General features: G+C 71.0%; 21 protein-coding genes. 15 read left to right on the forward strand and 6 right to left on the reverse strand.

What is annotated here, in order from left to right:
- Window positions 1-149: 149 nt before the first annotated feature.
- The gene (locus H9Y04_RS00850) at window positions 150-368 is read right to left on the reverse strand and encodes an Rv3202a family protein (protein ID WP_187811643.1); all 219 of its coding nucleotides are present in this window, start codon (window positions 366-368) and stop codon (window positions 150-152) included.
- 166 nt (window positions 369-534) lie between these two features.
- Here H9Y04_RS00850 and H9Y04_RS00855 point away from each other — a divergent pair, with 166 nt between their 5' ends.
- The 13 genes from H9Y04_RS00855 to H9Y04_RS00910 all read left to right on the forward strand — a co-directional run bounded on the left by H9Y04_RS00855 (window position 535) and on the right by H9Y04_RS00910 (window position 16983).
- A complete protein-coding gene (locus H9Y04_RS00855) occupies window positions 535-1506 on the forward strand; it encodes an alpha/beta fold hydrolase (RefSeq protein ID WP_187811644.1) in 972 nt (323 codons plus the stop codon).
- A gap of 8 nt (window positions 1507-1514) precedes the next feature.
- Window positions 1515-3041 carry a DUF3152 domain-containing protein gene (locus H9Y04_RS00860; RefSeq protein ID WP_438818055.1) on the forward strand — a complete coding sequence of 509 codons (1527 nt, stop codon included), beginning with the start codon at window positions 1515-1517 and terminating at the stop codon, window positions 3039-3041.
- A 129-nt stretch (window positions 3042-3170) separates the two neighbouring features.
- Window positions 3171-3263, forward strand: coding sequence for an Ms4533A family Cys-rich leader peptide (locus H9Y04_RS48385; RefSeq protein ID WP_368858424.1), 93 nt, complete (start codon window positions 3171-3173; stop codon window positions 3261-3263).
- A 167-nt stretch (window positions 3264-3430) separates the two neighbouring features.
- Window positions 3431-5158: an ABC transporter substrate-binding protein gene (locus H9Y04_RS00865; protein ID WP_187811860.1), complete on the forward strand. Its 1728-nt coding sequence runs from the start codon at window positions 3431-3433 to the stop codon at window positions 5156-5158.
- A complete protein-coding gene (locus H9Y04_RS00870) occupies window positions 5155-6138 on the forward strand; it encodes an ABC transporter permease (RefSeq protein ID WP_187811646.1) in 984 nt (327 codons plus the stop codon). The genes H9Y04_RS00865 and H9Y04_RS00870 overlap by 4 nt, the downstream gene beginning before the upstream one ends.
- Window positions 6135-7124, forward strand: a complete 990-nt coding sequence (locus H9Y04_RS00875) for an ABC transporter permease (RefSeq protein WP_187811647.1) — start codon at window positions 6135-6137, stop codon at window positions 7122-7124. The genes H9Y04_RS00870 and H9Y04_RS00875 overlap by 4 nt, the downstream gene beginning before the upstream one ends.
- Entirely contained in the window at window positions 7121-8707 is a 1587-nt protein-coding gene (locus H9Y04_RS00880) for a dipeptide ABC transporter ATP-binding protein (RefSeq protein ID WP_187811648.1), read from the forward strand. Before H9Y04_RS00875 ends, H9Y04_RS00880 begins: the two co-directional genes overlap by 4 nt.
- A 242-nt stretch (window positions 8708-8949) precedes the next feature.
- Complete coding sequence (locus tag H9Y04_RS00885) at window positions 8950-10701, forward strand: DUF3492 domain-containing protein (protein ID WP_187811649.1); 1752 nt, start codon at window positions 8950-8952, stop codon at window positions 10699-10701.
- Between the two features lie 11 nt (window positions 10702-10712).
- The gene (locus tag H9Y04_RS00890) at window positions 10713-11954 is read left to right on the forward strand and encodes a hypothetical protein (RefSeq protein WP_187811650.1); all 1242 of its coding nucleotides are present in this window, start codon (window positions 10713-10715) and stop codon (window positions 11952-11954) included.
- 676 nt (window positions 11955-12630) lie between these two features.
- A complete protein-coding gene (locus H9Y04_RS00895) occupies window positions 12631-13578 on the forward strand; it encodes an NAD-dependent epimerase/dehydratase family protein (protein ID WP_187811651.1) in 948 nt (315 codons plus the stop codon).
- Entirely contained in the window at window positions 13566-14318 is a 753-nt protein-coding gene (locus tag H9Y04_RS00900; RefSeq protein WP_187811652.1) for a spherulation-specific family 4 protein, read from the forward strand. Before H9Y04_RS00895 ends, H9Y04_RS00900 begins: the two co-directional genes overlap by 13 nt.
- A 61-nt stretch (window positions 14319-14379) precedes the next feature.
- On the forward strand, window positions 14380-15558 hold the full coding sequence (gene moeZ / locus H9Y04_RS00905; RefSeq protein WP_187811653.1) for an adenylyltransferase/sulfurtransferase MoeZ: 1179 nt from the start codon (window positions 14380-14382) through the stop codon (window positions 15556-15558).
- Between the two features lie 162 nt (window positions 15559-15720).
- On the forward strand, window positions 15721-16983 hold the full coding sequence (locus H9Y04_RS00910) for an ROK family protein (RefSeq protein ID WP_187811654.1): 1263 nt from the start codon (window positions 15721-15723) through the stop codon (window positions 16981-16983).
- Between the two features lie 30 nt (window positions 16984-17013).
- On the opposite strand, the gene H9Y04_RS00915 is transcribed toward H9Y04_RS00910, so the two are convergent.
- The 5 genes from H9Y04_RS00915 to xylA all read right to left on the reverse strand — a co-directional run bounded on the left by H9Y04_RS00915 (window position 17014) and on the right by xylA (window position 22823).
- The gene (locus H9Y04_RS00915) at window positions 17014-18396 is read right to left on the reverse strand and encodes a GH1 family beta-glucosidase (RefSeq protein WP_187811655.1); all 1383 of its coding nucleotides are present in this window, start codon (window positions 18394-18396) and stop codon (window positions 17014-17016) included.
- Window positions 18397-18406: 10 nt separating this feature from the next.
- The gene (locus tag H9Y04_RS00920) at window positions 18407-19252 is read right to left on the reverse strand and encodes a carbohydrate ABC transporter permease (protein WP_187811656.1); all 846 of its coding nucleotides are present in this window, start codon (window positions 19250-19252) and stop codon (window positions 18407-18409) included.
- A 6-nt stretch (window positions 19253-19258) separates the two neighbouring features.
- Window positions 19259-20215: a carbohydrate ABC transporter permease gene (locus H9Y04_RS00925; protein ID WP_187811657.1), complete on the reverse strand. Its 957-nt coding sequence runs from the start codon at window positions 20213-20215 to the stop codon at window positions 19259-19261.
- Between the two features lie 11 nt (window positions 20216-20226).
- Complete coding sequence (locus H9Y04_RS00930) at window positions 20227-21543, reverse strand: sugar ABC transporter substrate-binding protein (protein WP_187811658.1); 1317 nt, start codon at window positions 21541-21543, stop codon at window positions 20227-20229.
- Window positions 21544-21656: 113 nt separating this feature from the next.
- A complete protein-coding gene (xylA, locus tag H9Y04_RS00935) occupies window positions 21657-22823 on the reverse strand; it encodes a xylose isomerase (RefSeq protein WP_187811659.1) in 1167 nt (388 codons plus the stop codon).
- Between the two features lie 133 nt (window positions 22824-22956).
- Between xylA and xylB the strand changes: the two genes are divergently transcribed.
- Together xylB and yicI are read left to right on the forward strand one after the other, a co-directional pair.
- On the forward strand, window positions 22957-24438 hold the full coding sequence (gene xylB, locus H9Y04_RS00940; protein ID WP_187811660.1) for a xylulokinase: 1482 nt from the start codon (window positions 22957-22959) through the stop codon (window positions 24436-24438).
- A gap of 67 nt (window positions 24439-24505) precedes the next feature.
- Window positions 24506-26734, forward strand: coding sequence for an alpha-xylosidase (yicI, locus tag H9Y04_RS00945; RefSeq protein WP_187811661.1), 2229 nt, complete (start codon window positions 24506-24508; stop codon window positions 26732-26734).
- The last annotated feature ends 72 nt before the right edge of the window (window positions 26735-26806 follow it).

Consider the following 26806-nt stretch of genomic DNA (forward strand, 5'->3'; position numbering starts at 1 on the left):
ACCGTCGTGTGCGCGGCTCGGAGGCAGAATTTCATGCACCGGACGCTTGTCCGGTGTCCGGTAAAGCCCTGTAAAGCCTGGATACGAGGGCAATGCGGCCGCCCCCGAGTGCCGGGTCCGGCAGGGGTGCCGGGCCCGCCGGCGGTCCGTCAGCGGTAGTCGTCCTCGTCCTGGCTCACCACCCGGGCCTGTTCCGCGGCGTCGGCGGGGTCGGCGTTGGCCGGGTCGAACTGCGGCTCCGGCTCGTCGCGGTCCTGCCGGAGCGCCGTGTGCTGTTCGGCGGCGTCGGCCTCCGGTGCCTCGGGGGAGAGCGGGGTGTCCGCCTCGAATTCCTCGAAGGTGTCCGGTTCGGTGGGATCGACCGTCATGACTGGCTCCCTCTCTCGTAAGAAGTCAGGGGCCAGGGCGTGTGCCCATGCTTCCTGGGCGTATGCCCTTGCTCCATGAGCGTAGGAGAGTCCGTTTCGGGGCGCTACGCGATCGTGTGACCGCGAACACGTGATCCAACGCGTGATCGTCTCGTAACATCGCCGTATGTCTTCGACCGAGCTCCCGGGTGCCGTCGCCGCGGCGGTGACCCCGAAAACGCTGCCGGTACGGGTCGCCGAGGGAGAGAAGCTGCGCCAGGTGTCCCTGCCCGGCCTGACGCTCACGGTGCGGTCGAGACCGCCGACGCGCGAGGGGCTCGTGCCCGCGATGTTCGTGCACGGGCTCGGGGGTTCCTCGCAGAACTGGTCGGCGCTGATGCCGCTGCTCGAGGACGTCCTGGACTGCGAGGCGGTCGATCTGCCCGGCTTCGGCGACTCGCCGCCGCCGGACGACAGCAACTATTCGGTGACCGGGCACGCGCGTGCGGTGATCCGGCTGCTCGACGCGAGCGGCCGCGGCCCGGTGCACCTGTTCGGCAATTCGATGGGCGGTGCAGTCGCCACCCGCGTCGCGGCGGTCCGCCCCGATCTCGTACGGACCCTGACGCTGGTCTCGCCGGCGCTGCCGGAGATCCGGGTGCAGCGCACCGCGGTCCCGACCGCGCTCGTCGCGCTGCCCGGGGTCGCGCAGCTCTTCGCGCGGCTCACGAAGGACTGGACGCCCGAGCAGCGCACGCGCGGTGTGATGTCGCTCTGTTACGGCGATCCGGGACGGGTGACGCCGGAGGGATTCGCGCACGCGGTGCAGGAGATGGAGCGGCGGCTTCAACTGCCGTACTTCTGGGATGCGATGGCCCGCTCGGCGCGCGGCATCGTGGACGCGTACACCCTCGGTGGCCAGCACGGACTGTGGCGGCAGGCGGAGCGGGTGCTCGCGCCCGCGCTGCTCGTCTACGGCGGACGCGATCAGCTGGTCTCGTACCGCATGGCGCAGAAGGCGGCGCGTGCCTTCCGTGGCTCCAGGCTGCTCACGTTGCCTGAGGCGGGCCATGTGGCCATGATGGAGTATCCGGACGTGGTGGCCACGGCCGTACGTGAACTGCTCGCCGCGCAAGGCGACTTGACGGTGGAGAGCTGAGGCGGGGAGTGGGCAGGCACGCGCGCAAGGGCGGCAAGAAGGACGGCGATACGGGTGCGATACCCGTCGTCCCCGGCAGATCCGGGGATTCCGGCGCGCCCGTAGGACCGCCTTTCGGTGCGGTTTCCGGTGCGGTTTCCGCGGAGGGTACGGGGCGTCGTCGGCGTCCGGGTCCTGCGGGACCGGTGCCGGGCCAGGCGCAGGGGCGGCCCGATCCGACGCCGCCGCGCGGTGTGCCGCAGGCCCGTGTAGGGATGACGCCTCCGCGCGGGGTGCCGCAGGCGCGTCCTGCGATGACTCCTCCGCACGGTGTGGCCCAGGTCCGCCCCGGGATGACGCCGCCGCACGGCGTTCCGCGGGTACGTCCCGACGGGACTCCCGCGCACGGCACCCCGCGGGTGCCGCAGCAGGGCGCAGGCCGGCCGCATCCGGAGCAGCGTGAGGCCGGCGGCGGGTGGGGTGCGATATCCGGGACCGGGCCGCAGCCGCGCATCAGCCAGACGGGTCCGCAGCCGCGCATCGGTCAGACGGGCCGGCAGCCGCGGATTCCCGGGCCGCGTAATGAGTACGTGTCGGCGTTCGACGGGATCGATCCGCTCGCCGAGGAACCGGATCTGTTCGATCCGGCCGGGCGGCGGTCCGCTCGTGATCCGTATGCCGCCGTCACCGACTTCCGGCACGAGCTGTCCGAGGACGAGGCGCCGCCCGCCGCTCCCGTGCAGCCCGATCCGCCGCAGAAGAACACCAAGGGGCGCACGTTCACCGGGATCGCGGCCGCCGCCGTGACCACCGTGCTCGCCGTGGTCGTCGCCGGTCAGGTGACCGACGGGCGTGACCAGGATCCGCAGGGGCAGGCCGCCGAGGCCAAGAGCGGCCTGCGGGGCGACGCCTCGGAGGCCTCGCGCTCCGACGAACGGCAGACGCCGGCGGCGAAGCCGCTCTCGTACGCGCAGAAGATGGCGAAGAAGGCCACGCTGCCGCCGCAGCGGGGCAGCGGGGAGTTCGAGGCGGTCGGTGGCCTGGACAAGGCGCCGGGCACCGGGCAGAAGTTCCGCTACCGGGTGGATGTCGAGCAGGGACTCGGTCTGGACGGCGCGCTGTTCGCCGAGGCCGTGCAGAAGACCCTGAACGACGAACGGAGTTGGGCGCACAAGGGTGCGCGGACCTTCGAGCGGGTCTCCAGCGGCAAGGTCGACTTCGTGATCACCCTGGCCAGCCGGACCACGACCGCCAAGTGGTGCGCGAAGTCCGGGCTCGACACGACCCAGGACAACGTCTCCTGCGACTCGGCCGCCACGGACCGCGTGATGATCAATGCCGACCGCTGGGCGCAGGGCGCCGAGACGTACGGCGATGCGATCTTCGCGTACCGGCAGATGCTGATCAATCACGAGGTCGGGCACCGGCTCGGGTTCAACCATGTGAGCTGCAGCGAGGACGGTGGGCTTGCCCCGGTCATGCAGCAGCAGACGAAGTTCCTGGACCACGACGGGATCACGTGCCGGGCCAACCAGTGGGTGTATCCCAACAGTTGAGCCCCGGAGTTTCTTCCGCCGGGACCGGAGATTCTTTCGGTCCCGGATCGTGAGACTGTTTCGACCGGATCATGAGATGAGCGCCTCGAAGCTTTGACTTCGGGGCGCTCGTCGTGGATATTTCTCGCCATGTCGACCCGTCACGCCTCCGTGAGCGCCGCCCTTGAGCTGGCGCTGTTCGGCGTGAGCGCGCTCTGCGCGGCCGACATCCACTGTCGCTGAACGCACCCGCCCCTGGCGTGTGCGTCGCGTCCCTCCATGTGACGAATGCGACGACCATCCCTCTTTCTCCTGTGGATTCTTGGCGCTGCCTTGCGCCGGGGCGGACTCCGTCGTGCTCCCTTCAGTCCTGCCCTGTGATCCCGAGAGGTCTCGCTGCGATGAGTCGCATTTCCCGTATGTCCGTCATATCGCGCCGTGTCGCGGGCGCTTCCGTCAGCCTCGCCCTGGCCGCGGGCCTCGCCGCGTGCGCCGGACCCGACTCCGCGGACAGCAGCGGCGGTTCGGGAGCCGGCGGCAAGCCGCAGAAGGGCGGCACGCTGACCGTCCTCAACAGCAATCCGCAGGACGACTTCGACCCGGCCCGTCTCTACACCTCCGGCGGCGGCAACGTCCCGAGCCTCGTCTTCCGCACGCTGACCACCCGCAACCGCGAGGACGGCGCCGCCGGCGCCCAGGTCGTCCCCGACCTCGCCACCGATCTGGGCAAGCCCAACAAGGACGCCACCGTCTGGACGTACACCCTCAAGGAGGGCCTGAAGTACGAGGACGGCTCGCCCATCACCTCGGCCGACATCAAGTACGGCATCGAGCGCTCTTTCGCTGCCGAACTGTCCGGCGGCGCACCGTACTTGAGGGACTGGCTGATCGGCGGCGACAAGTACCAGGGCCCGTACAAGGACAAGGGCGGGCTCGACTCGATCGAGACGCCCGACGAGCGGACCATCGTCTTCAAGCTGAACAAGCCCGAGGGCGAGTTCCCCTACCTCGCCACCCAGACGCAGTTCGCGCCGGTGCCGAAGGCCAAGGACACCGGCACCAAGTACGAAGAGCACCCGGTCTCCTCGGGCCCGTACAAGGTCGTCAAGAACGAGAACGACGGCGAGCACCTGGTCCTCGAGCGCAACGAGCACTGGGACCCGAAGACGGACGAGGAGCGCAAGGCCTACCCGGACAAGATCGATGTCCGCTCCGGGCTGGACTCCGCAGTGATCAACCAACGGCTGCAGGCGGGACAGGGCGCCGACGCGGCCGCAGTCACCACCGACACCAACCTCGGCCCGGCCGAGCTCGCCAAGGTCAGCGGCGACGACGCGCTCGCGAAGCGGGTCGGCACCGGGCACTTCGGCTACACCAACTACCTGGCGTTCAACCCGAAGGTGAAGCCCTTCGACGACCTCAAGGTGCGCCAGGCCGTCTCGTACGCCGTCGACCGTACGTCGGTGATCAACGCGGCCGGCGGCTCCTCGCTCGCCGAGCCCGCGACCACCTTCCTGCCGCCGCAGAAGTCCTTCGGGTACACGAAGTACGACCACTTCCCGGCCGGCGCGAACGGTGACGCGGCCAAGGCCAAGGCGCTGCTCAAGGAGGCCGGTTACGAGGACGGCCTGAAGATCACGCTGACGCACTCCACGGACAAGGACTTCGAGACCAGCCCGGAGATCGCGACCGCGCTCCAGGACGCGCTGCAGAAGGCCGGGTTCAAGGTCGAGCTGCAGGGTCTGGAGAGCAACGACTACAGCGACAAGACGCACAGCGTGAAGACCGCGCCCGGGCTCTTCCTCGGGCACTGGGGTGCGGACTGGCCGTCCGGCGGCCCGTTCCTCGCGCCGATCTTCGACGGCCGGCAGATCGTCAAGGAGGGCTCGGGCAACTACAACCACGCCCAGCTGAACGACGCCGCGGTCAACAAGGAGATCGACGAGATCAACAAGCTGACCGACCTGGATGCGGCCGCCGCACGCTGGGGCGCCCTCGACAAGAAGATCGGTGAGCAGGCGCTGAGCGTGCCGCTGTTCCACCCGGTCTACAAGCGGCTGTTCGGCAAGGACATCAAGAACGTCGTGATCAGCGACTGGACCGGTGTGCTCGACATCTCGCAGGTCGCGGTCAAGTGACGCAGTCCCTCGCACTGTTGGGTACGGAGGCGGCCTCTTCCTCGGAAGGGCCCGCCCCCGGCACCCGCTCGTTCTGGCGGCGGCTGCGCGCCCAGAAGGCCGCCATGGCGGCCGGGAGCGTCATCGCCCTGCTCGTCCTGACCGCGCTCGCCGCCCCGCTGCTCACCGCTCTCGCCGGCCAGGACCCGAACGCGTACCACCCCGAGGCCGTGGACTCCGCGGCCGGCGGGGTGCCGCTCGGGTCCTTCGGCGGGATCGGCGCCGAGCACTGGCTCGGCGTCGAACCCGGCACGGGACGCGATCTGTTCGCGCGGATCGTGTACGGGGCGCGGGTCTCGCTCGGCGTCGCGCTGTTCGCGACCCTGGTCCAGCTGGCGATCGGCATCACGCTGGGTCTCGCGGCCGCGCTCGGCGGGCGCTGGACGGACCAGATCGTCAGCCGGTTCACGGACGTCAATGTCGCGCTGCCGCTGATGGTGCTCGCCCTCGCGCTGCTCGCCATCGTGCCGCAGTCCGTGCCGCGCCCGGTTCTGATCGCCCTGGTCATGGGCCTGGTGGGCTGGTCGGGGGTGTCCAAGCTGGTGCGTGCGCAGGCGCTCGCGCTCAAGCACGCGGACCATGTCGAGGCCGCGCGGCTCAGCGGCTGGTCCACCTGGCGGATCGCCCGGCGCGAGCTGCTGCCTTCGCTCGCGGCGCCGATCATCACGTATGCCGCCCTGATGGTCCCCTCGAACATCTCGGTGGAGGCGGCCCTGTCCTTCCTCGGCGTGGGCATCAAGCCGCCCACGCCCTCCTGGGGCCAGATGATCACCGAGGCGGACACCTGGTACCAGACGGCACCGACGTATCTGCTCATCCCGGCGGGCCTGTTGTTCGTGACCGTGCTCTCGCTGACCGTCTTCGGGGAGGGCGTGCGGCTCGCGCTCGATCCCCGGGCCAGGACCCGTGTGCTGCGGGCCGGTAAGGGGAGTGCCGCGTGACCGGGTTCCTTCTCCGCCGTATCGCGGGCGCGCTCTTCGTCCTCTTCGCGCTGAGCATCGTCGTCTACGCGATCTTCTACGTGGCCCCGGGCGACGTGGCCCGGATCGCCTGCGGTCCGCGCTGCTCGACGGCCCAAGTCGACCAGGTGCGTGAGCAGTTGAGGCTCGGCGATCCCGTGTACGTGCAGTACTGGCACTTCCTTCAGGGCATCGTGGCCGGCCGCGACTACTCCACCGGCACCGCGCTCGCGCACTGCGACGCACCCTGCCTCGGCTTCTCGTACCAGACGGATCAGCAGGTCACCCAGCTGATCCTGGCGAAGCTGCCGGTCACGGCCTCGCTGGTGTTCGGCGCCTTCGTGCTGTGGATCGTCATCGGCGTCGGTACGGGTGTGCTGTCGGTGTGGCGGCGCGGACGGCTCTCCGAGCGCGTCCTGACCTGGCTGACGCTGACGGGCACGGCCACGCCGGTCTTCGTGATCGGCCTGCTCCTGATCATCGTCTTCTGCTCCACGCTGGCCTGGCTGCCCTTCCCGCAGTACGTGCCCTTCACCGAGGACCCCGAGCAGTGGATGTGGAATCTGCTGCTGCCGTGGTTCGCGCTCGCGCTGCTCGAATCCGCCAAGTACGCCCGTCTGACCAGGAGTTCCATGCTGGAGACGCTCGCCGACGACCATGTGCGCACCTTCCGCGCCTTCGGCGTGAGCGAGGGCGCGATCCTGCGGCGGCACGCGCTGCGCGGGGCCGTGGCCCCGGTGATCGCGCTGAGCGCCCTGGACTTCGGGACGATGTTCGGCGGCGCGGTGCTCACCGAGTCGCTCTTCGGGATCCCCGGGCTCGCCCGCGAGCTGGTCGAGGCCGTGAAGGTCGTCGACCTGCCGGTGGTGGTCGGCCTGGTCATGGTCATCGGGTTCTTCGTGGTCCTCGCCAACACCGTCGCCGACGTGCTCTACGCGGTGGCCGACCGACGGGTGGTGCTCGCATGAGCCTCATCGAAGTGACCGATCTGAGCGTGCGGTTCGACGAGGTGCGCGCGGTCGACGGGGTGTCCTTCACCCTGGACCCGGGCGCCGCTCTGGGCGTGGTCGGCGAGTCCGGGTCCGGCAAGAGCACGGTCGCGTACGCGCTGCTCGGCCTGCACCGGGAGACCGGAGCGTCCGTCTCGGGAACGGTGAAGGTCGCGGGCGTCGACGTACTGACCGCTGACGAACGGGAGTTGAGAGGGCTGCGCGGGGGCAAGGCCGCCATGGTCTTCCAGGACCCGCTGTCCTCCCTCGACCCGTACTACGCGATCGGTGACCAGATCGCCGAGGTGTACCGGGTGCACCATCGCGTATCGCGGCGGGCGGCCCGGGCGCGGGCGGTCGAGGTCCTCGACCGGGTGGGCATCCCCGATGCCGTACGGAGGTCGCGCTCGCGGCCGCACGAGTTCAGCGGCGGGATGCGGCAGCGGGCGCTCATCGCGATGGCGCTCGCCTGCTCTCCCGAGCTGCTCGTGGCGGATGAGCCGACCACCGCGCTCGACGTGACCGTCCAGGCGCAGATCCTCGACCTGCTGCACGAGCTGCGCGCCGAGACCGGGATGGGGCTGCTGCTCGTCACGCATGACGTGGGCGTGGCCGCCGAGAGTGTGGACGACATTCTGGTGATGCGGCACGGGAAGGTGGTCGAACGGGGGCCGGTGGGCTCGGTGTTGGCGTCGCCCCGGGAGGCTTATACGCAGGAGCTGTTGGCTGCGGTGCCTCGTATCGACGCTTCTGACACTTCTGACGTCCGGCCGGGTGGCGCGGAGACGGCCGAGCCCGTCCTCGAAGCCCGTGACCTGCGCAAGGTCTACGGCAAGGGCAAGCAGGTCTTCCCCGCCGTGGACGGCGTCTCCGTCTCCGTGCGCCCGGGCGAAACCCTCGGCGTCGTGGGCGAGTCGGGCTCCGGCAAGACCACGCTCGGCCGGATGCTCGTCGGCCTGCTCACGCCGGACGGCGGCAGCGTGACCGGCACCTCCGACGTGCAGATGGTCTTCCAGGACCCGGCCTCCGCGCTCAACCCCCGCCGCTCCATAGGGGAGTCCATCGCCGACCCGCTGCGGGCGCGCGGCGAGAAGGACGAGGAGCGGATACGGGCCCGGGTGGGCGAGTTGCTCGTACGGGTGGGCCTCGACCCCACGCTCTACGACCGCTATCCGCACGAGTTCAGCGGCGGGCAGCGGCAGCGGGTGTGCATCGCGCGCGCCCTCGCCCCCTCGCCGCGGCTGATCGTGTGCGACGAACCCGTGTCGTCCCTCGATGTCACCACTCAGGCCCAAGTACTCTCGCTGCTCGACGAGTTGCGGCGCGAGCTCGGGCTCGCGCTCGTCTTCGTCGCACACGACCTGGCGGTGGTACGGCAGGTCAGCGACCGGGTCGCGGTGATGCGGCGCGGGCGTGTGGTGGAGTCGGGGACGGTTGCCGAGGTGTACGGGGCCCCGAAGGATCCCTACACGAAGCAGCTGCTCGCGGCCGTACCGGCGCTGGATCCTTCGGTGGCGGCCGAACGGCGTTCCGAGCGCAAAGAGTTGGCGGAGGCGGCCTGACGGCGGACGCCGGGCGGCCCGAACGAGACCCGGACCGTATGCCCCGGCTTGACCATGCGTGACGGAGCGCACGCCTAGCGCGACGAAACGCTACCCGGCCAGGAAAGTTACGGCCGTTCACCCCTTCTGGTGGCGCGATGGACAACCGTCCATCGCGCCACCGGCATATCCGCATACGTTCGTTTCGCGGGGGGCGCCCGTGACCACGGAGCCCCAGTCGAAGAAGGATCGGGGGTGTACTCGTGCGCATCGGACTGCTCACGGAGGGTGGCTATCCGTATGTGACGGGTGAGGCCAGGCTCTGGTGCGACCGCCTTGTGCGGGGGCTCGACCGGCATGAGTTCGACATCTTCGCGCTGAGCCGCAGCGCGCACCAGGAGGAGCAGGGGTGGATCCAGCTGCCGCCCCAGGTGCACCGCGTGCGGACCGCCCCGCTCTGGACCGCGGAGGACGACGGTGTGGTGTACGGACGGCGCGCACGGCGCCGGTTCGCCACCCACTGGGGAGAGTTGGCGGCGGCCGTCTGCGCCGAGGGTGAAACCGCGGCGGACCGTTTCGCCAATGCCCTGTACGGGCTCGCCGACTTGGAGCGCGAAGAGGGCGGACTCGCCGCTGCCCTGCGCTCCGAGGCAGCGGTCGACGCCCTGGAGAAGGCCTGCCGGGCGCCGGGTGCGCCGCGGGCCGCGCGGCAGGCACGGGTCGCCGATCTGCTGACCGTGACCGGGCTGATCGAGCGCACCCTGCGGCCGCTCTCGCTCGACTGGTACGAAGAGGTCGAGGGCGGCCTCGGAGCGGTGGACCTGTGCCATGCCGCGTCGGGGGGCGCGGCCGCGCTGCCCGGACTGCTCGCCAAGCACTTCTACGGCGTTCCGCTGCTCGTCACCGAGTACGGAGTGCAGCTGAGGGCGCACTACTTGGGGGCCGCCGGGGCGCTGAGTGCGCCGGCGCGTGCGCTGCTCGCGGGCTTCCACGGGCGGCTGGCCACGGAGGTCTACCGGCAGGCCGCGCTGATCACGCCCGGCAACACCCACGCGCGCCGCTGGCAGGAGAGATGCGGGGCCGACAAGGCCAAGCTGCGCACGGTCTATCCGGGCATGGAGGTCTCCCGTTTCGCGGAGGTCGGCGAGAGCGCCGACCTCGCCGACCCGGACACGCTGGTGTGGGTCGGGCGGATCGAGCCCTCCAAGGACCTGATCGCCCTGCTCCACGCCTTCGCGGAGGTCCGCAAGGAGGAGCCCAAGGTGCGGCTGCGCATCATCGGCGCTCCCGCGGACGGGCCCGAGGCGGCCACGTATCTCGCCCACTGCACGACCCTCGCGGCGCAGCTCTTCCCCGACGAGGCGGAAGGGGTGCACGCGGTCGGTGACAACCCCGTCTCCTTCGAGGAGATCGGCGGGCCCGAGGTGCCGGAGCTGGCCGACGCGTATGCGGCGGGCTCGGTCGTGGTGCTCTCCAGCGTGGTCGAGGGCTTCCCGATCAGTCTGGTCGAGGCGATGTTCTGCGGCCGGGCGACGGTGTCCACGGATGTCGGCGCGGTCGTCGAGGTCATCGGCGGTACGGGACTCGTGGTGCCGCCGCGCAATCCGCGGGCGCTCGCCGACGCCTGTCTCGCGCTCCTGCGGGATCCGGAGCGGCGGGACCGGCTCGGCGCCGCGGCCCGGGCGCGGGCGCTCGAACTCTTCACGGTGGACCAGAACATCGCGGCATTTCGCAGCATTTACCTGGAGATCGTCGCGCGTCATCCCGTACGGCGGGAGGGCCTGGACGAGTCCGGGGAGCCGCAGCCGTTCGCGAATCCGGCGGAGGTGTTCCTGCCGGGGCGGTGGGGGCCCTCGGGGCGCTCGGGGCTTGAGGAGTCGGGGGCTTCCGGGCCCAGCTGGGCGGCGGACGGTGCGGCTGCGGAGGCTTCGCAGCCGGCCGAGGCCTCGACGGACGGCGTGTCCGACGGTGACGAGCCCGTCGGGGTCGGGGCCGCGGGGGAGGGGGAGCGGTGAGTGATTCCCGTATGACATCGGATGCACCGGCGGAGGACGTCGTGGATACGCCCACCACCCCGGCCAGTCCCGGGAGTTGGGACACGCGGTCCGAGGAGGTGCTCGCCTCGTCGGCGCTCACGGCGTCGTCCCGTACCGGCGATGTGCCTGCCGTGAAGGGCAAGGCACGCAGGCCCGGCGGTCGCCGGGGTGCGGTCGACCCCGTGAAGGCGCTGATGCACCGGCACCGCGAGCTGTGCGAACAGGCCGTGGACCCGCTGGAGATCGCCGCCGGTCTCGAGGCGCACGGCGTCACCGACCGTACGGCGGCGCGTTTCCGGCACCGCGATGTGTTCTCGCTGGCCGAGGAGATGTATGCGCGGGCCGAGCGGGACGAGGAGTCCGCGCCCGCGTCTTCGGAGCCCGCTGGTTCTGTTGCGGGGCCTCAAGTGCCGGTCGGGTGGGCGGCGTTCGCGATGCTGCCCGGTGCGGTGTGTGCGATGGCGGTCGCCGCGCTCGACTTCACGTCGGGGTCGGCGAAGCTGTTCGCCGGGCTGCTCGGGGCGATCGCCGTGGGGATCGCGCTCCGCGTCGCGCTGCGGCAGGGGCCGCTGCGGGTGCGGGGGCGGCAGGTGCCGGCCACGCGGGCGTGGACCGGGTTCCTGCTGGCGTATGCGCTGGTCGGCGAGGGGCTGCTCGACGGCATCCTGGCCGGCGGGCCCGACGGGCCCTGGCCGCTGCACACCGCGCCCCTGCTCGGGCTCGCGCTCGCCGTGGCGCCCGCGGCCGTCTGTGCGCGGCTCTTCGCGGTGCAGAGTGCGCGGACGCTGGCCCTCAGCCGGGGGCTCGACGATTTCGCCTCTGCTGTACGGCCGTTGCTCTGCGGGGTGTTCGCGGTCTTTCTCGCGGTGGCGACCGGGCTGCTGCTCGCGTCCGGGGCGGTGCTCGGGGAAGGGGCCCGGGGGGTCGGTCCGGCCGTGGCGCTGGGGGCCCTTCTGCTGCTTGCGCGGCTGCTCGAAGTGCATGGATTCCCGGACGCGGGTGCGCTGATGCTCGGTGCGGCCTGCGCGGCGGAGGCGCTCGCGCTGGCCACCGCGCTCGGTGGGCGGCTCCCGGGGTTCGGCTTCCTGTCCGCGCCCGTCGAGAGCGTGGCCTCCGCGTGGGGGCCGGGCGCCGTGCCCGTGCTGATCTGCGGCGGAGCGGCGGCGGTGCTGCTTGCTCACGCCATGCGGCGCCTGACGCGGGCGTCGGCGCATGCGGAGGCTGTGCGGTGAGCGGGCTGTGCGCTGCCGGGTGCGGGTGGGTGGCGCCTGCGGCGGGCTTCTTTCCCCTACCCGCCCCTTCCCGAAACCGGGGGCTGCGCCCCCGGACCCCCGCGGGGCGGGGGGAGGGGTTGTACGGGGCTGCGCCCCGGGCGGCCTGGCGGGGGCTGCGCCCCCTGCACCCCGCTAGGGGGTGGGTGTCTGCGGTGCCTGGCAAGGCGTTGGCGTTCGCGGTGCCTGGCAGGGCGTTGGCGTTCGCGGGGCCTTCGCGGGGGCTGCGCCCCCTGCGCCCCGCTAGGGGGTTGGGCCTGCCCGCCCTTGCCGAGCCCGCGGCGCTTCACCCCACCTCCGAGCCCGCGGCGCTTCACCCCACCGCCGAGCCCGCGGCGCTTCACCCCACCTCCGAGCCTGCGGCGCTTCACCCCACCTCCGAGCCTGCGGCGCTTCACCCCACCTCCGAGCCCGCGGCGCTTCACCCCACCTCCGAGCCCCCGGCACCCCACGCCCCCGCCGACCCCCCACCGCCCCACCCCACCCCGGAGCCCCACCCGGCATCCGGTGTCCATGACCTGACCCCTCCCGCGGAGCCGACGCCGCGGGCGGGTGTCTTACCCCGGTTCGAACGTCCTTGAGGAGCACGGAAGATGAGCACCCGCGAACACAGGCCCGCACCCACCGGAGCCGCCCGATGAGGGTGTTGCTGCTCGGTGCCAATGGATATCTGGGCCGCTTCGTGGCCGACCGGCTGCTCGCCGACCCGGCCGTCCAGCTCACGGCGCTCGGCCGCGGTGACGACGCGGATGTGCGGTTCGACCTCGCGAGCGGCAGCCCCGGCGCCCTGACCAGGTTCCTGGACGCGGTGCATCCCGGCGTGGTGATCAACTGCGCCGGGGCGACACGGGGTGGCGCCCGCGATCTGGTCCGGCACAACACCATTGCCGTCGCCACGGTCTGCGAGGCCCTGCGAAGGAGCGGCTGCGGCGCCCGGCTCGTACAGCTGGGCTGCGCCGCCGAGTACGGGCCGAGCCAGCCGGGATCGTCCACGTCGGAGGACGCGGTGCCCAGGCCCGGAGGCCCGTACGGGGTGAGTAAGCTCGCCGCGACCGAGCTGGTGCTCGGGTCCGGGCTGGACGCCGTCGTGCTGCGGGTGTTCTCGCCCGCGGGGCCCGGCACTCCGGCGGGCTCACCGCTCGGACGTCTCGCCGAGGCCATGCGCCGCGCGATGCAGGCCGGCGACGGCGAGCTGAAGCTCGGCGGACTCGGCGTGCAGCGGGACTTCGTGGACGTACGGGATGTGGCGCGGGCCGTGCACGCCGCCTCCCTGTCCGCCGCGCAGGGCGTGGTCAACATCGGCTCCGGCCGGGCCGTGAAGCTGCGCGACGCCGCCGCCGTGCTCGCCCGGGTCGCCGGATACGGGGGCGCGCTCCACGAGTTGGACGGCGGCGGCCGGGCATCCATCGGCCACCCCCGCACCGAATCCGATGCGGCACCCGCCGCCTACCCGTACCCGGACGGCTGCGGCAGCTGGCAGCAGGCCGATGTGCGCACCGCGCGCGACCGGCTCGGCTGGCGGCCCCGGATCAACCTCGAAGAGTCCCTCGCCGACATCTGGATGGAGGCGGCATGCCGCATCTGATCACTCCCACCGGCGCACAGCAGCATGCGGCGGAGGCCACCATGGGCCTCGGCGTGCCGGGGTACGCCCACCCCTTGGTCGCTCCCATGGAGTGGGCCGAGCTGACCCGCCCGGGTACTCCTCTGCACTGGACTGTCCTGAATGTCGCGAATGGGCCGGGTGCCCGTCCCGACCCGCACTGTCTGGAAGCCTCCGGAAGGCTCCGCAATGCCGGCACCCGCGTGCTCGGCCACCTCGATCTCGCGTACGGCGCCCGCAGCTTCGGCGAGCTGGTCTCCGACGCGCACCGCTATCTCGACTGGTACCAGGTCGACGGCTTCTACGCGGACCGCGCCCCCACCGAGCGCGCGGCGCTGACCGAGGTGCGCCGGGTCGCCGCCACCCTCAAGGCGCTGCGTCCCGACGGCCATCTGGTCTTCGGGCACGGCACCCACCCGTATCCCGGATATGCCGAATCCGCCGACCAGTTGGTGACGTTCAGCGGCCCGTGGAGCGACTACCGCTGGTCGCAGGTGGCGGAGTGGACGGCGGAGTACCCGCCGGAGAAGTTCTGTCATCTCGTGCACGGCATTCCGCGCGGCCATCTCGAAGAGGCGCTGCGGATCGCCCGCTGGCAGGGCGCCGCCACGATCTGGTTCACGGACCGCACCGACAAGCACCGCACGGTCGATCCGTTCGAGGCCCTGCCCGGTTACTGGGACGAAATCGTCTCGCGTATCGGACGGGGTGTCTCGGAATGAAGAAGCGTGTGGCAGCGTTACGGGAAGAACCACTGTTCGTATACCGATCTACGGAGTTCCCGTGTCGCTGCCACCCCTGGTCGAGCCTGCCGCAGAGCTCACCGTCGACGAGGTCCGCAGGTACTCCCGCCACCTGATCATCCCGGACGTCGGGATGGACGGGCAGAAGCGGCTGAAGAACGCCAAGGTGCTGGCCGTCGGCGCCGGTGGACTGGGGTCCCCGGCGCTGATGTACCTGGCCGCCGCCGGTGTCGGCACGCTCGGCATCGTGGAGTTCGACGAGGTCGACGAGTCGAACCTGCAGCGCCAGATCATCCACAGCCAGGCGGACATCGGCCGCTCGAAGGCGGAGTCCGCGAAGGACTCGGTCCTCGGCATCAACCCGTACGTGAACGTGGTCCTGCACGAAGAGCGGCTCGAAGCCGAGAACGTGATGGACATCTTCAGCCAGTACGACCTGATCGTGGACGGCACGGACAACTTCGCCACCCGCTACCTGGTCAACGACGCGTGCGTGCTCCTCAACAAGCCGTACGTGTGGGGGTCCATCTACCGCTTCGACGGCCAGGCGAGCGTGTTCTGGTCCGAGCACGGCCCCTGCTACCGCTGCCTCTACCCGGAGCCCCCGCCGCCGGGCATGGTCCCCTCCTGCGCCGAGGGCGGCGTGCTCGGTGTCCTGTGCGCCTCGATCGGCTCGATCCAGGTCACGGAGGCCATCAAGGTCCTGACCGGCATCGGTGACCCGCTGGTCGGCCGCCTGATGATCTACGACGCCCTGGAGATGCAGTACCGCCAGGTCAAGGTCCGCAAGGACCCCAACTGTGCGGTCTGCGGCGAGAACCCGACCGTCACCGAGCTCATCGACTACGAGGCCTTCTGCGGCGTCGTGTCGGAAGAGGCCCAGGAGGCGGCCCTCGGCTCGACGATCACTCCCAAGCAGCTCAAGGAGTGGATCGACGAGGGCGAGAACATCGAGATCATCGACGTCCGCGAGCAGAACGAGTACGAGATCGTCTCGATCCCGGGCGCGAAGCTGATCCCGAAGAACGAGTTCCTGATGGGCACGGCGCTCGAGTCGCTGCCCCAGGACAAGAAGATCGTCCTGCACTGCAAGACGGGTGTCCGCAGTGCGGAGGTCCTCGCCGTGCTCAAGTCCGCGGGCTTCGCGGACGCGGTGCACGTCGGCGGCGGCGTGATCGGCTGGGTCAACCAGATCGAGCCGGAGAAGCCCGTCTACTAGGCCTCGCCTCGGACGGCTCATCGGCTGTACGGCTCCGAGTGCCGCGCTCCTGTTCCGGGGGCGCGGCACTCGTGCGTCCGGCCCCGGGCCGCCGCCCCTCACGGCCACCCCTCGCCGCCGCCCCTCACCTGCGCCACAGCGGCGGATACCCTCGGTTCCACCATGACGAACCCACGCACCATCCCGCTGGCAGCGAAGGCCGACAAGGACACGGTGCGCCGGCACAACCTGTCGCTCGTGCTGCGCTCCGTCCACGACGAGGGCGAGACGACCAGGGCGGCCGTCGCGGCCCGCTCCGGTCTGACCCGCGCCGCGGTGTCCTCGCTGGCCGAGCAGCTGCTCGACAGCGGGTTCCTCACCGAGTCGGGCAAGGCGTTCAGCGGTCAGGCGGGACGGCCCGGCACGGTGCTCAAGGTGGCGCGCAGCGGGTTCGCGGGGCTCGGCATCGAGATCAACATCGATTACGTGGCCGTGTGCGTCGTCGACCTCGCCGGCACCGACCGGGTGCGGCGCACCGAGCACCTCGACAACCGGGGCGTGCCGGCCGCCGAGGTCATCGCGCGGGCCGCGCGGATCGCCGCACAGGCCCTGGAGTCGGCGGCGGAGCAGGATCTGCATCCGGCCGCCGCCCATCTCGCGCTGCCCGGCCTCGTCTCGGGCGGCACGGTGCGCCAGGCCCCCAACCTGGGCTGGAACCGGGTCGCCGTCGAGGGCATCTTCGCGCAGGCCTTCTCCCAGCTGCGGCTGCCGGCCGCGGCGGACGGCAGCGCCCGCCGCCCGCTGCCGGTCACCTCCAGCAACGAGGCGGACGCCGCGGCCCTGGCCGAGCTGTGGTTCGGCGGCCTCGGGAAGATCCGTACCTTCCTCTATCTCACCGGCGAGATCGGCATCGGCGGCGCACTCGTCGTCGACGGTCAACTCCTGCGCGGCGCCAACGGGTTCGCGGGCGAGATCGGCCATGTGGTCGTGGACGAGGACGGCCCGGCGTGCCGGTGCGGGGCACGCGGCTGCCTGGAGCAGTACGCGGGGCAGGCGGCCCTGCTGCGGGCGGCCGGGATCGACGAGAACGCGGGACAGGCAGGCGTCGCCGACCTCGAGCGGCGCGCGGCCGCCGGCGACGAGCGGGCGATCGCCGCCGTCACCGAGGCCGGACGCACCCTGGGCCTGGTCCTGTCGAGCGCGGTGAACCTGCTCGACCCGGCGGCGATCGTGCTCGGTGGCACCTACCGCGGCCTGATGCCGTGGCTCGCCGAACCCATCGACTCGCGTCTGGAACGGCGCGTGGTGTCGGGGCTGTGGACGGCGGGCAGCGGCAGGCTGCGGGCGTCCTCGCATGCCGGGGACGCCGCACGCGGTTCGGCGGCCCTGGTCGTCAGGGACGTCCTGGCGGACCCGGTGAGGTACGCGGAGCGCGCTGCGCGCTGAGCCGCGCACCACCCGAGGTCCGTACGGCGATCAGCGATGCCGTGCGATCAGCTCCTGGTACCACCGGTAGCTGTCCTTCGGCGTGCGCTTCTGCGTCTCGTAGTCGACCCGGACGATGCCGAAGCGCTTCGCATAGCCAAGCGCCCACTCGAAGTTGTCGAGCAGCGACCACACGTAATAGCCGCGCACGTCGACCCCCGCGTCCATCGCGGCCCGCAGCGCGGTGAGATGGTCGCTCAGATACTGGACACGGTCCGCGTCGTGCACCTCGCCGTCGCCGGATACGGCGTCGTGCTCGGCGCTCCCGTTCTCCGTGATGTGCACGGGCGGCAGCGCGTCCCCGTAACGCTCCTTCAGGGCGACGAGGAGTTGTGTGAACGTCTCGGGGACGACCGGCCAGTTCATCGCCGTGCGCCGTACGCCGGTGTACGCGACCTCGGCGTAGCGGTTGTCCGTCGCGGTGCGCTGCGCCGGGTCCGCCTCGCGGTACGGGGCGTCGGCGACCATCGTCGGCCGGTAGTAGTTGACGCCGACGAAGTCCAACGGCTGGGAGATCAGGGCGAGATCGCCCTCGCGCCGGAAGTCCTGACGCTCGATCAGCTCGCCCCAGGTGTCGTTCTCGCTCGCCGGATACGCGCCCGCGAACAGCGGATCCGTCCACACCAGGTTGTGCTGCGTGTCCGCACGGACGACGGCCGCGCGGTCGGCGGCGGAGTCCGTCGCGGGCACGTTCCAGTCCGGGTTGAGGGTGATGCCCACCTCGCGTACGCCCTCGGCGCGCAGCGCGGTCACCGCGTGACCGTGGCCGACGAGGAGATGGTGCGCGGTGGCCAGAGCGGGAGTGCCCTCCTTGGCGCCAGGGGCATGGCGGCCCACCGAGTAGCCGAGGAAGGACGAGCACCAGGGCTCGTTGAGGGTGATCCAGCGCGGCACGCGGTCGCCGAGACGGCGCGCCATGATGCCCGCGTACTCGCCGAAGAGCTCCGCGGTCTCGCGCACCCGCCAGCCGCCGCGGTCCTCCAGGGCCTGCGGCAGGTCCCAGTGGTAGAGGGTGACGGCGGGTTCGATGCCGGCGGCGAGCAGTTCGTCGACGAGCCGGTCGTAGAAGTCGAGGCCCGCCGGGTTGACCGGGCCCGAGCCCTGCGGCTGGATACGCGGCCACGCGACCGAGAAGCGGTACGAGCCGACGCCCAGCTCCTTCAGGAGCGTCACGTCGTCGGCGTACCGGTGGTAGTGGTCGCAGGCGATGTCGCCGGTGTGGCCCTGGTAGGTGGCGCCGGGCGTGCGGCTGTAGGTGTCCCAGATGGAGGGGCCGCGGCCGCCTTCGGCGACGGCCCCCTCGATCTGGTACGAGGCGGTGGCGGCGCCGAAGACGAAGCCTTCGGGGAAGGCCGGAAACGTAGGAGAGGTCACGAGGAGAGACTCACTTCACCGAGCCGCCGGTGATCCCGGCGGCGATGTACTTCTGGGCGAGGACGAGGAGGATCGCGGCGGGGATCGCCGACAGGACGGAGGCCGCCATCACGGAGCCCCAGTCGCCGACGTGGGCGCCGATGTACTGGTAGATGCCGAGCGTGACCGGCTTCACCGCGTCCGTGGTGTTCAGCGTGAGCGCGAACATGAAGTCGCTCCACGCGAAGAGGAACGCGAACAGACCTGCCGTAATAAGGGAGTTGCGGCTCATCGGCAGCACGACCTGCACGAACGTCCGGATCCGGCCCGCGCCGTCGACCTCGGCGGCCTCGATGACCTCGCGCGGGATGGAGACCATGAACGCCCGCATCAGGATGATCGCGAACGGGATGCCGAGCGAGGCGTCGGCCAGCATCAGGCCGAAGTACGAGTTGACCAGGCCCATCGACACATACGCGCTGTACAGGGCGTTGGCGACGACGATGCCCGGCACCATCTGCGTGATCAGCGTGCCGAAGACGATGGACTTGGCCCCGGGAAGCCGGAACTGCGCGAGCCCGTACGCACAGGGCGCGGCGATGACGAGACAGATGACGACCGCGCCCGCGGCGACGAGCAGCGAGGTGAGCAGGTTCGTGCCCTGGTCACTGAAGGCCTTGGTGAAGCCGGAGAAGTCGAAGTGCGTGGGCACCCAGCCGACTTCCACCAGACCGGCCTTCGGCTGCAGCGCCGTGTTGAGCATCCAGTACAGCGGGAACATCATGATCAGCAGGATGACGATCCCGGCGGCCAGCGATCCCCAACTGCGGCGCTGCTTGCGGGACTTCCCTGCCGGGAGCATGGAACTGGTGGCCATCTCCGGTCACTTCCCCTCGGAGCGGTTGGCCCGCAGGTAGAACACCGCGAACACCGCGGAGATGAGGATGAGGACGTTGCCGACGACCGCGCCGGCGCCGAAGTCGAGCTGGACGAACGAGTTCTGGTACGTCAGCGTGCCCAGCGTCTGCGTGGAGTCGGCGGGACCGCCGTCGGTCAGCGCCAGGATCAGGTCGAGGATCTTGACCGTCGACATGAAGCCGAGGACGAGCACGACCGTGATGACCGGCCGCAGCATCGGCAGCGTGATCGAGCGGAACGTCCGCCAGGCGGAGGCACCGTCCAGCGCGGCCGCCTCGTACAACTCCTTGGGAATCTCCTGGAGTCCGCCGTACAGGATCACCATGTTGAACGGGATGCCGATCCAGATGTTCACCATGATCACGGAGAACAGCGCGAGCGACGGGCTGGAGATCCACGGGGTGGCGTCACCGACCCCGAACAGGCCGAGGAAGGAGTTGAGTACACCGGTGTCCTGGTCGAGGATGCGGCGCCACACCACACCCGAGACGACCATGGGCACCAGCCACGGCAGCAGGATCAGCGAGCGCAGCACCCCGTTCAGCGGGAAGCGGCGCCGGAAGAAGACCGCGAGCGCGAGACCGATGCCGAACTGTCCGGCGAGCGAGCCGACGGTGAAGATCAGCGTGTGGCCGAGCGCGGAGCCGAACAGGTCGTCGCCGAAGACGGTGCGCCAGTTGTCGAGCCCGTTGAACGGAGCCTCACCGGTGAAGAACGTCTTCGGTGTGTACGACTGGAAGCTCATGACAACGTTACGCACGAGCGGATAGCCGAAGAACAGCGCCATGAAGGCGACGGCGGGGGCGATGAACCCCCACTGCGCGAGCTTGTTGCCGCGGGTCCTGCGGGCGGCCGGTTGCGTGGCGGACACGGAGGTCCGCGCGGTGGGCACGGAGGCCGCGGGAGACGTGGTGGTCGACATGGTGCGGTGCCTCATTCTCCGCTCGTGGCCCGGCGCTGGGCGGCGTCCAGGGCCGCCTCGGAGCCGGCCTTGCCGGTCAGGGCCTGCTGGAACGCGCTCTGCAGGGCGAGCGAGATGGTGGGCCACCGGTCGCCGACCTTGGCGGTGCGCGAACGGGCCGTCTCGACCTGGTCGGCGATCGCGGACAGCTCGGGGAACTTGGCGCGCCAGGCCTTGGCGGCGTTCTCGTTCGCGGGCACCATGCCGGAGTTGATCGCGTAGGTGAGCTCCTCCTTCTCGGAGGTCATACAGTTGATGATCTTCGCCGCGGTCTTCTCGCGCTCGCTCTCCCCGGTGTTGGCGACGGTCAGGACGGCGCCGCCCATCGGGGCCACGGAGTCCTCGCCCGCCTTCGGCACCGGGATGGTGGCGATGCCGTAGTGCAGGTCCTTGTCGGTGTTGAGGGTCTCCAGCTGCCAGGGGCCGTTGATCATCATGGCCGCGTTGCCCGCCATGAACTGGTCGTTGACGTCCGCCTGGGTCCAGTTGACGGTCGACTTCGACAGGGAGCCGTCGGAGAGCAGGCTCTTCCAGTAGTCGAGGGCCTCGGCCACGTTCTTCGAGCCCAGATCGGTCTCGTCGCCGCCGTTGGACCACATGAACGGTGTGAACTGGAAGACACCGTCCTCGGCGCCGCCCGCGCTGAGCGCGATGCCGTACCGCTTGCCCTCGGTGAGCGCCTTCGCGGCCTCGCGCATCTCGTCCCACGTGGTGGGGACCTCGATGCCGGCCTGGTCGAGGATGTCCTTGTTGTAGAAGAGGGCGAGGGTGTTCACCGAGCGGGCGGCGCCGTACCACTCGCCCTTGTACGAGCCGAAGTCGATGGTGGACCGCGACACGTTCTCGTCGCTCACGCCGGCTTCGCGCAGCGGTGTCAGCCCGCCGGCCTCCGCGAACTGCGGGACCTCGGAGGCGTCGAGCTGAAGGACATCGGGCAGGGACTTCGAGGACGCCATGCGCAGCGCCTTCGTCTTGAGCTGCGCGGCCGGTACGGACTGCTGCTCGATCTGGATGCCGAGCTGCTCGCTGCAGGTGGCGAGGGTCTTGGCGTCCCAGCGGTGGAAGGACTCGTCGGTGGAGGAGTTCAGCACCGTGTAGACGTCCGGGTCCCGCTGCTGCGAACAGCCCGCGAGCACGGAGCCGGCGACGAGCGCGCCGACGACGGACAGGGAGACGGCGGTCGTACGGGAGATGCTGCGGCGCCTGCTTCGTCCGGCGGCGCCGGAAGGTGGTGCGGTCACGATCGTGGTGCCCTTGCGTGCGGAGGGGTGCCGGTACCTGGGTGACATCGGTGTCATCGCAGGGGTGGGAAGGGCGCGGTGCGCGGGCTCCGGCGGCCCGCACACCGCAAGGCGCGACGGTCGACACCGGTTCAGGGGCCGGCGTCGACTCCGGCGCGGGATCAGACGCCGAGCAGGTGCTCCATCGCGAGCTGGTCGAGGCGCTCGAACGCCATCGACCGCTCGGCGGCCGCGGTCACGTCGAACTCCTCGTACGCGCCGCGGTCGGCGAGCAGGGCGTCCAGGCCGTCACCCGCGGTGGCCTGCTCCAGCTCGTCCAGACGCGAGTCCTTCAGCGCCTGCTGTACGGCCGGGTCGGCACGGAAGGCGGCCGCGCGCTCCTTGAGGATCAGGTAGTTGCGCATGCAGTTCTTCGCGGACTCCCACACGCCGTCGAAGCCGTCGGTGCGCACCGGCTTGAAGTCGAAGTGGCGCGGGCCCTCGTAACCGGCCGTCTCCAGGAGGTCCACGAGCCAGAACGCCTGGCGCAGATCGCCGGCGCCGAACCGGAAGTCCTGGTCGTACTTGATGCCGGTCTGACCGTTGAGGTCGATGTGGAAGAGCTTGCCCGCCCACAGGGCCTGCGCGATGCCGTGCGGGAAGTTGAGGCCCGCCATCTGCTCGTGCCCGGTCTCCGGGTTCACACCGACGAGCTCGGGGCGCTCCAGGCGCTCGATGAAGGCGAGGGCGTGGCCGATGGTCGGCAGGAGGATGTCGCCGCGCGGCTCGTTTGGCTTCGGCTCGATGGCGAAGCGCAGGTCGTAGCCCTGCCGGGTCACGTACTCGCCGAGCAGGTCGAAGGCTTCCTTCATCCGGTCGAGCGCGACGCGGACGTCCTTTGCGGCACCCGATTCGGCGCCCTCGCGACCGCCCCAGGCGACGTACGTCGTGGCGCCGAGCTCGACCGCGAGGTCGATGTTGCGCAGCGTCTTGCGCAGGGCGAAGCGGCGTACGTCGCGGTCGTTCGCGGTGAAGCCGCCGTCCTTGAAGACGGGGTGCGTGAAGAGGTTCGTGGTGGCCATCGGCACCTTCAGGCCGGTGGCGTCGAGCGCGGTGCGGAACCGCTTGACGACGGCCTCGCGCTCGCTGTCCGACGAGCCGAAGGGGATCAGGTCGTCGTCGTGGAACGTGACGCCGTACGCGCCCAGTGCGGCAAGGCGCTCGACCGACTCGACCGGGTCGAGCGCGGGGCGCGTGGCCTCGCCGAAGGGGTCGTTGCCGCGCCAGCCCACGGTCCACAGACCGAACGTGAACTTGTCCTCGGGCGTGGGGGAGAAGCGGTCCGTCATGGTCGCCCTTCGTTCGTTTCGAATTTGTTTCTTGCATTACCAATAGCGCAGCGAGGCGCCATCGCGCCAGGGTGGAGTGCGTCACAATCGGTTCGGTCTTTTGGTTCTGTAGCTGTTGTGCTTAATTTGTTCCATGCGCGATCAAACCTTGAACGCTCGCCCGAGACCGCTCGTCATCGGCGTGGACAGCTCCACCCAGTCCACGAAGGCCGCCGTCGTGGACGCCTCCACCGGCGACCTCCTCGCCGTCGGCCGCGCCGCGCACACCGTCACCGGCGCGCAGGGTGCCCGGGAGACCGATCCCGAGGTGTGGTGGCGGGCGCTCGCGGAGTCGGTCGCCGACGGGCTGCGGACGGCCGGGGCCGCGGCCCCCGACGTCACCGGGATCGCGGTCGCCGGACAGCAGCACGGACTCGTCGTCCTCGACGCCGCGGGCCGCCCGCTGCGGGACGCCCTGCTGTGGAACGACACGCGCTCCGCGCCCCAGGCCCGCGCGCTGACGCGGGCGCTGGGCGAGGACGCGTGGCTCGCGCGCGCCGGATCGCTGCCGGTGGCCTCCATGACCGCCACCAAGTGGCAGTGGCTGCGCGAGAACGAGCCGCGCACCGCCGAGGCGGCCGCCGCCGTCCGGCTGCCCCACGACTTCCTGACGGAGCGCCTGAGCGGTGCCGCGGTCACCGACCCCGGCGACGCCTCCGGCACCCTCTGGTACTCCACGGCCGACGGCGCGTACGACCCGGTATTGCTCGAACTCATCGGTCTGGACAAGGACTTGCTGCCCGAGGTCGCGCCGACGGGCGGCTCCCGCGCCGGCCGGCTCACCGCGGCCGCCGCCGCGGCACTCGGTCTGCCCGAGGGCATCCCGGTGGCGGCGGGCACCGGAGACAACATGGCCGCCGCGGTCGGGCTCGGCCTCGGCGGAGCCGGGCTGCTCGACCATCCGGTGCTCAGCCTCGGCACCTCGGGCACCGTGTTCGCGGCGACCCGCACCCGCCCCGCGGCGCCCGGCCTCGCGGGCTTCGCCGCGGCCGACGGCACGTATCTGCCGCTCGGCTGCACCCTCAACTGCACGCTCGCCGCGGACAAGTTCGCCGAGCTGCTCGGCCTCGACCGCGAGGACATCGCCCCCGGCGGCCCGGCCGTGGTGCTGCCGTATCTGGACGGTGAGCGCACCCCCGATCTGCCGCACGCGAGCGGTCTGGTCACGGGACTTCGGCATGCCACGACGCGGCAGCAGCTGCTCGGTGCGGCATACGAAGGCGCCGTGTTCACGATCCTGCGCGCGCTCGACGGGCTGCTCGCGCCGACGGCCCCCGCCGCCGGGTTGCCCCTGCGCCTGATCGGCGGTGGCGCGAAGGGTCGTGCCTGGGTGGAGGCCGTACGGCGGCTCTCGGGCCGCACCGTCGTCCTGCCCGCGGCCACCGAACTGGTCGCACTCGGCGCGGCGGCGCTCGCCCAGGCCGCCGTGACGGGCGAGGACCCGGTGGCGGTCGCCACGGCATGGGACACCGGTCGCGGCCGTCAACTGCCGCCGTTGGAAAGGGACATGGCGGCGTGGCAGCGCATCGAATCGACCCTCACCGGGGCGGCGCCGGCGCTCCTGTCCCAGCCCTGACGATCAGTACCCCACCCCGCAGCCCCACCCCGCAGCCCCACCCCGCACCAACCCAAGGACTGGCCCCATGAAGTTCACCGACGGCTTCTGGCTGATGCGCGATGGCGTGCACGCCTCCTACGCCACGGAAGTACGCGACGTCCGCGCCACCGCCGAGACCCTCACCGCCTACGCCGCCGTGAAGCGCGTCGAGCGGCGCGGCGACACCCTCAACTCCCCGCTGATCACCGTCGAGTTGTTCTCACCCGCCGAGGGCGTCATCGGCGTACGGGCCACCCACCACGCGGGGAAGCGGGACAACGGCCCGCACTTCGCCCTGCCCGGCGCCACCGAAGGCGCCGGCAAGGTCGCCGGTGACGGCACGGTCATGACTCTCACCAGCGGCCCCCTGACCGCACGCCTGGACACCTCCGCGCCCTGGAACCTGACCTTCGAGAACGCGGACGGCGAGGTGCTGACCGCCGCCGAACGCAAGGGCATCGCCTTCGCGACCACCCCCGACGGCGGCCACCACATGATCGGACAGCTCGCGCTCGGCGTCGGCGAGCAGATCTACGGCCTGGGCGAACGATTCACGCCCTTCGTCAAGAACGGCCAGAGCGTGGACATCTGGCAGGCCGACGGCGGCACCAGCAGCGAACAGGCCTACAAGAACATCCCGTTCCACCTCTCCTCGCGCGGCTACGGCGTCTTCGTCGACCACCCCGGCAAGGTCTCGTACGAGATCGGCTCGGAGGCCGTCGGCCAGGTGCAGTTCAGCGTCGAGGACCAGTCCCTCGCGTACTACGTCGTGGCGGGGCCCACCCCCAAGGACGTGCTCGACCGCTACACCTCCCTGACCGGCCGTCCGGCCCTGCCCCCGGCCTGGTCCTTCGGCCTGTGGCTGACCACCTCCTTCACCACCTCATACGACGAGGAGACGGTGATGTCCTTCGTGGACGGCATGGCGGAGCGCGACATCCCGCTGAGCGTCTTCCACTTCGACTGCTTCTGGATGCGCGAGTACCAGTGGTCGGACTTCACCTGGGACAACGATGTCTTCCCCGATCCGGCCGGGATGCTGTGCCGCCTCAAGGGCAAGGGGCTGAAGGTCAGCGTCTGGATCAACCCGTACATCGCGCAGAAGTCCCATCTCTTCGACGAGGGACGGGAGTTGGGCTACCTCGTACGGCGGCCGGACGGCGACATCTGGCAGTGGGACCTGTGGCAGGCGGGCATGGCGCTCGTCGACTTCACCAACCCCGACGCGTACGCCTGGTTCCAGGCCAAGCTCAAGGTCCTGCTCGACCAGGGCGTCGACTGCTTCAAGACGGACTTCGGCGAACGCATCCCCACCGAGGTCGTCTGGCACGACGGCTCCGACCCCGAGCGGATGCACAACTACTACACGCACCTCTACAACCAGTGCGTCTTCGAGCTCCTCGAAGCCGAACGCGGCGAGGGCGAGGCCGTTCTCTTCGCACGCTCGGCGACGGCGGGCGGCCAGCAGTTCCCCGTCCACTGGGGCGGCGACTGCTGGTCCTCGTTCGGCGCCATGGCCGAGTCCCTGCGCGGCGGCCTCTCGCTCTCCCTGTCCGGCTTCGGCTTCTGGTCGCACGACATCGGCGGCTTCGAAGGCACCCCGGACCCGGACGTCTTCAAGCGCTGGCTCGCCTTCGGTCTGCTGTCCTCCCACTCGCGGCTGCACGGCTCGTCCTCGTACCGGGTGCCGTGGGAGTTCGGCGACGAAGCGGTCGACGTGGCGCGGAAGTTCACCAAGCTCAAGCACCGTCTGATGCCCTACCTGTACGACGCGGCCGCACGTGCCCACACCACCGGCATCCCCCTGATGCGCCCGATGCTCCTCGAATTCCCCGAGGACCCGACGGCCCGCGCCCTGGACCGCCAGTACATGCTCGGCCCCGACCTCCTGGTCGCCCCGGTGTTCAGCTCGTCCGGCGACGTCGAGTTCTATCTCCCCGAGGGCACCTGGACCCGGCTCCTGACCGGCGAACGCGTCCAGGGCGGCCGCTGGCTGCGCGAGAGGCACGGCTTCGACAGCCTTCCCCTGTACGTACGGGAGGGTGCGGTCCTCGCACTCGGCGCGGACGAGGGGCGTCCCGACGGCGACTGGCTGGACGGTCTGACGCTGTTCGCCGCGCACGGCGCGCCGGGCGAGCGCACGGTGTCCGTGCCCGACCGCACGGGCGCGCCGGCGGCGACGTACCGCGTGGTGCGTTCGGACGACGGGTCGGTCCGGCTTGCCGGGCCGGACGAGGGGGTCCGGCTGGTCGTTGCCGGGGAGGCGGCGATCTGAGGCCGTACGGCGTTCGAGGCAGCACGGTGCTTCGTCGCAGCAGGGCGCTTCGAGGCACCGCCGGGCGCTCTT

Source organism: Streptomyces polyasparticus (assembly GCF_014493765.1).
Taxonomy (GTDB): domain Bacteria; phylum Actinomycetota; class Actinomycetes; order Streptomycetales; family Streptomycetaceae; genus Streptomyces; species Streptomyces polyasparticus.

Excerpts from the sequence above, each read along its gene's own strand:
- H9Y04_RS00850 (WP_187811643.1), bottom strand. The coding sequence starts at position 368 with ATGACGGTCGATCCCACCGAACCGGACACCTTCGAGGAATTCGAGGCG.
- H9Y04_RS00855 (WP_187811644.1), top strand. The coding sequence starts at position 535 with ATGTCTTCGACCGAGCTCCCGGGTGCCGTCGCCGCGGCGGTGACCCCG.
- H9Y04_RS48385 (WP_368858424.1), top strand. The coding sequence starts at position 3,171 with ATGTCGACCCGTCACGCCTCCGTGAGCGCCGCCCTTGAGCTGGCGCTG.
- H9Y04_RS00880 (WP_187811648.1), top strand. The coding sequence starts at position 7,121 with ATGAGCCTCATCGAAGTGACCGATCTGAGCGTGCGGTTCGACGAGGTG.
- H9Y04_RS00890 (WP_187811650.1), top strand. The coding sequence starts at position 10,713 with ATGACATCGGATGCACCGGCGGAGGACGTCGTGGATACGCCCACCACC.
- H9Y04_RS00895 (WP_187811651.1), top strand. The coding sequence starts at position 12,631 with ATGAGGGTGTTGCTGCTCGGTGCCAATGGATATCTGGGCCGCTTCGTG.
- H9Y04_RS00900 (WP_187811652.1), top strand. The coding sequence starts at position 13,566 with ATGCCGCATCTGATCACTCCCACCGGCGCACAGCAGCATGCGGCGGAG.
- H9Y04_RS00910 (WP_187811654.1), top strand. The coding sequence starts at position 15,721 with ATGACGAACCCACGCACCATCCCGCTGGCAGCGAAGGCCGACAAGGAC.
- H9Y04_RS00920 (WP_187811656.1), bottom strand. The coding sequence starts at position 19,252 with ATGGCCACCAGTTCCATGCTCCCGGCAGGGAAGTCCCGCAAGCAGCGC.
- H9Y04_RS00925 (WP_187811657.1), bottom strand. The coding sequence starts at position 20,215 with ATGTCGACCACCACGTCTCCCGCGGCCTCCGTGCCCACCGCGCGGACC.
- H9Y04_RS00930 (WP_187811658.1), bottom strand. The coding sequence starts at position 21,543 with ATGTCACCCAGGTACCGGCACCCCTCCGCACGCAAGGGCACCACGATC.
- xylA (WP_187811659.1), bottom strand. The coding sequence starts at position 22,823 with ATGACGGACCGCTTCTCCCCCACGCCCGAGGACAAGTTCACGTTCGGT.
- xylB (WP_187811660.1), top strand. The coding sequence starts at position 22,957 with ATGCGCGATCAAACCTTGAACGCTCGCCCGAGACCGCTCGTCATCGGC.
- yicI (WP_187811661.1), top strand. The coding sequence starts at position 24,506 with ATGAAGTTCACCGACGGCTTCTGGCTGATGCGCGATGGCGTGCACGCC.